1 protein-coding gene and 4 pseudogenes are annotated in these 3866 nt (G+C 58.0%); 2 read left to right on the plus strand and 3 right to left on the minus strand.

The features are described from left to right. Window positions 1-57 precede the first annotated feature (57 nt). The 3 pseudogenes from FV227_RS28085 to FV227_RS28095 all read right to left on the minus strand — a co-directional run. Window positions 58-398: pseudogene (locus FV227_RS28085) on the minus strand (IS630 family transposase); the annotation flags it as partial. Window positions 399-479: 81 nt separating this feature from the next. Next, window positions 480-1067: pseudogene (locus FV227_RS28090) on the minus strand (IS3 family transposase); the annotation flags it as partial. A gap of 4 nt (window positions 1068-1071) precedes the next feature. Beyond that, window positions 1072-1305, minus strand: a pseudogene (locus FV227_RS28095) (transposase); the annotation flags it as partial. A 178-nt stretch (window positions 1306-1483) separates the two neighbouring features. Between FV227_RS28095 and FV227_RS28100 the strand changes: the two are divergent. Beyond that, a pseudogene (locus FV227_RS28100) lies at window positions 1484-2783 on the plus strand (IS701 family transposase). Between the two features lie 562 nt (window positions 2784-3345). Continuing rightward, a partial coding sequence (locus FV227_RS28105; protein WP_281407543.1) for a glycosyltransferase occupies window positions 3346-3866 on the plus strand: 521 nt, incomplete at its 3' end.

The following is a 3866-nucleotide window of genomic DNA, read 5'->3' on the forward strand; positions in this document are numbered from 1 at the left end:
TAATAGGACTAATTAAGTATATTTTTAGAGCGCAGTAATATTATTATATTTGTTGATGTGGCTATCGAGGTTATCAATGACGACGACGTCGTCGAGGATGAGTTCGGGTACTAGGACCCGATCGACGTAGGCCTGGAAGGCGTCGCAGTTGATTGGCCCGTCAATCAACAAGGGCACGGCGATCCACGACAAGCGCAGGCCGGCGAAGGTCGTCTTCCAGTGGCCGTTTGGCACGGGCGAGCACAGCCGCGCGCTGCGCTGTGAATGCCCACGAGTGCGAGCCATGTTGGGGAGGTCCAGGTCTTGTCGAAGAACACGAGGTGGGCAGGGTTGAGGTCGGGCTGGTTCACAAACCACGCCTCGCGCACCGCCTTTATGTCGGGGTACCCCTGCTCAGCTCGTATCCAGCGGCCGCGACGTAGTTTCGACATTCGTGCGGGCGGAAGCTTTGAAAGCATTTCGGATCGCGGTCCAGAGGTCTGAGTGTAGGCCTCGGCGGCGTATTGGCTGCCGCGATCCGAGTGGCAGTTGAGGCAAGCCCCCGGTCGTTGCCGTTGTGGGCCATCATCAGAGCCGCCGACATTAATTCGGTCCGCATGTGCTCGCGCAGGGACCAGCCGACGATCTTGCGAGTGGCGAGATCGAGGACGGCGGCCAGGTAGAGCCAGCCCTCTCCGGTGGGCAGATAGGTGATATCTGCCCACCAAAACGTGTTGGGCAACGCCGCCGAGAACTGCTGCTTCAGGAGGTTGGGTGCAATCGGCAGATTGTGGCGGCTGTCGGTCGTGCAGGCCCGGATAGACGCCCTGCCAGGGCCTGGATGCCGTGACGGCGCATCAGACGCTCCACCCTCTTCGACTAACTGTTCGGCCCTCTGCGCGCAGGGCAGCATGAATCCGAGGCGAGCCGTGGCGCCTCTGATGCCCGACATGAATACGTCGGACGTTGTCCAAGAGCTGATGGTTGGCTGCCGATCTGTCGCTCTCAGGACGTTCCCGCCAGCCCTAATAACCACTGGCGGAGACTTCGAGCACGCGGCACATGAGACGCACTGGCCAGGTGCTCGCAGCCGGCTGCCAGCCAGCGCTGGGCCTGCGGGTCAACGGCTTCCCAGGGCGGGAGGTCGTTGGGCATCCAGCGCCATGGTGCTCCTGTCTTCACGACGTAGCGCAGGCCATTGAACACCTCGCGCAAGCTATGCTCGCGCTGCCCCGCATCCTCGCGCAGCAGGGTCAGATAAGGGGCGACCAGCACCCACTCATCATCGGAGACGTCGGATGGGTAGGGTCTGCGCGAAGGGGTCATGCCCCCTTCATCTGGAATCCCCAAGCCACGGGCCCATAACAGCCTCTAGCACTACCTGGGCACTTTGAGGGCGTTTGCTGCGTTGTTTCTCCTAGGATAGCTCGTTGAAGCAGCAATGGATCGGGGTCGCGAGGGGATGGACGAGTTCGACACCTAGCTGACCCCGTTCCTGACTGCGATGGGGCGCAAGACCCGGCGGACCTGGGCACCGCTCTATCTCCGGGGCCTGTTCGCTCCGGGGGATCGCAAAAGCCTTCAGCCGATGGCGGCACGGCTTGGGCTGTCGGGCCACGACCAGCTGCAGCACTTCATCGCCAGCCCCGCCTGGGACGACGGACCGCTCCGGACGAAGCTGGCCCGTCAGGCGGACCAGCTGGTCGGCGGATCCGATGCCTGCCTGGTGATCGACGACACCGCCTTGCCGAAGAAGGGCACGCGCTCGGTCGGGGTGGCGCGCCAGTACTGCGGTGCGCTGGGTAAGCAGGCCAACTGCCAGTCTCTGGTCTCCCTCAGCCTGGCGCAGGGCGAGGTGCCCGTGCCGGTGGGCTTGCACCTGTTCCACCCCGAGGCATGGACGAGCGATCCGCAACGATGCGTGCAGGCCGGCGTGCCCGAGGCCGCGATCGTGCAGCGGACCAAGGGTGAGATCGCACTGTTGGAACTGGATCGCCTGAGGGCCGCCGGTCTACGCTTCAGCACGGTGCTGGCCTATGCGGGCTACGGCGTCAGCGCCGCCTTCCATCACGGTCTGGATGCAAGGGGCCTGCGCTGGGCCGTCGGCATCGTCAGGAACCAGAAGGCCTACGCGGCCGACGTGCAACTCGTGCCGCTGACTGGTCGCGCCCGCAAACCTTCGCCGGACCAGGAGCCGCGGGAGGCCGAGGCGGTGCTGGCCGAGCTGATCTTGGCGGCGCGTGACGTGGCGCCAGGGCACGAAGGGCAAACTCTCGGCCCGGTTCGCCGCCATCCGGGTGCGGGTCGGCGACGGTCCGGTCTGGGGCAACAACCGGCATCTGCCCGGCGAGGACGTCTGGCTCGTGGGCGAGTGCCGCTCGTCGGGTGAGCACAAATACGACCTGTCCAACCTGCCGGCCAAAACGTCACGGCGCTTCCTGGCAGGCACGATCAAGACGGGCTGGGTCTGCGAGCAGGCCCACCAGCAGCTCAAGGAAGATCTCGGCCTCGACCATTTCGAGGGACGGTCCTGGACTGGGCTGCATCGACACGCGTTGATGGCGTGCATCGCCTGCGCCTACCTGCAGCACCTGCGCCTCGCTGAGCATTGTTGGATGGGGCGGGGAAAAAATGACACATTGCCTTCCGGGGCCGCCGCCGTCAGCCATCTTACCCGCCGTGCGGCAGGCCATCATCGAACGGCTGTTCGCCAAGCTGGTTCCGCCCGTCCTGTGCCACCACGGCTGAAGGCGCTTCACGCTGCCCTCTCACATCAAAGTGCCCAGGTACCGCTAGTGCTCTGACGCCGACAGAACGTGCACAGAGCAGCGCAGTTTTCGAAGCCGCAGCAGCGAGTTAGAGGACAGGCAGGTGGCCCATCCGTCGGCGTTTGTGCACTAGTTCCTATGGCATCGCGCGCCACTCGAGCCCATTCTAATGGTGACACAGGATCACGGAAAAGGTGGGTGGCAGATCGTGTGGCCGCGTCTTCGCCTTCGGCTGGCCCGCCTCAACCAATGATTCCTGAACAGCCTACTGCAAATTGTTTGGCATTATTCTTCATCAGATTAAAAATACAAAACGTATACTACGCCAAATGATTCAGGCCGCGAAATCTCCCATCGGACTTATAAATATCTGTGTAAAGTATTATGGCAATATTTGTTTGCCGATAATTTCTTGCTAAAATTGCCGCTCCTATTATAACTCTTGCATCTGCCATATTAGGTAGGGCGTAGAGCTCTATGAATAAATTCTTTACCTGCCGTTCAGATTAATCAAGAGATAAAATCTATGCCAACATCATGCTGCTGTTATACAACAGATTGCGGATATCTATTTCCCACTCTGTTAAGCGCTAAGCAAATGCGCGACAATGTTCCAATCAGCCTCGCTGACGTGCAGGTAATATACTTTGGTGCGCACAATAGTTTAGTTTATGCCGCAGATATATTTTGCAAAACAAACGATATAAAATTCATAAATGTCCCTCCTTCAATATTGAATGGAAATCCAATGTTGTGTGCGCGTTTTTTTATAAGTAAAATTCTATCTAAATCATATAAAAACATTCTATACTTAGATGGAGATACACAAATAGCAGGATCAGTAGCTCCACTCTTAAATTACGAAATATCAGATGAAACTATCCTAGCAGCACACGACCCTATGGCTCTAAAAATAAAAAGTGCATCCGGAGATTGGAAAAAGCGCCGGCAATACTTCAATAGTATTGGAATTGACAGTATTGGACAGGATAATTATTTCAATTCAGGTGTAATGGGCTTTAAGGCAAACGATTGGGAGGCGGTAAGTAAGGAAAGCCTTATTTTATATCGGAAAAATAAGGATAGATTTTTATTTGCTGACCAAGATACATTGAATAT

The organism is Methylobacterium sp. WL119 (assembly GCF_008039875.1).
GTDB lineage: Bacteria > Pseudomonadota > Alphaproteobacteria > Rhizobiales > Beijerinckiaceae > Methylobacterium.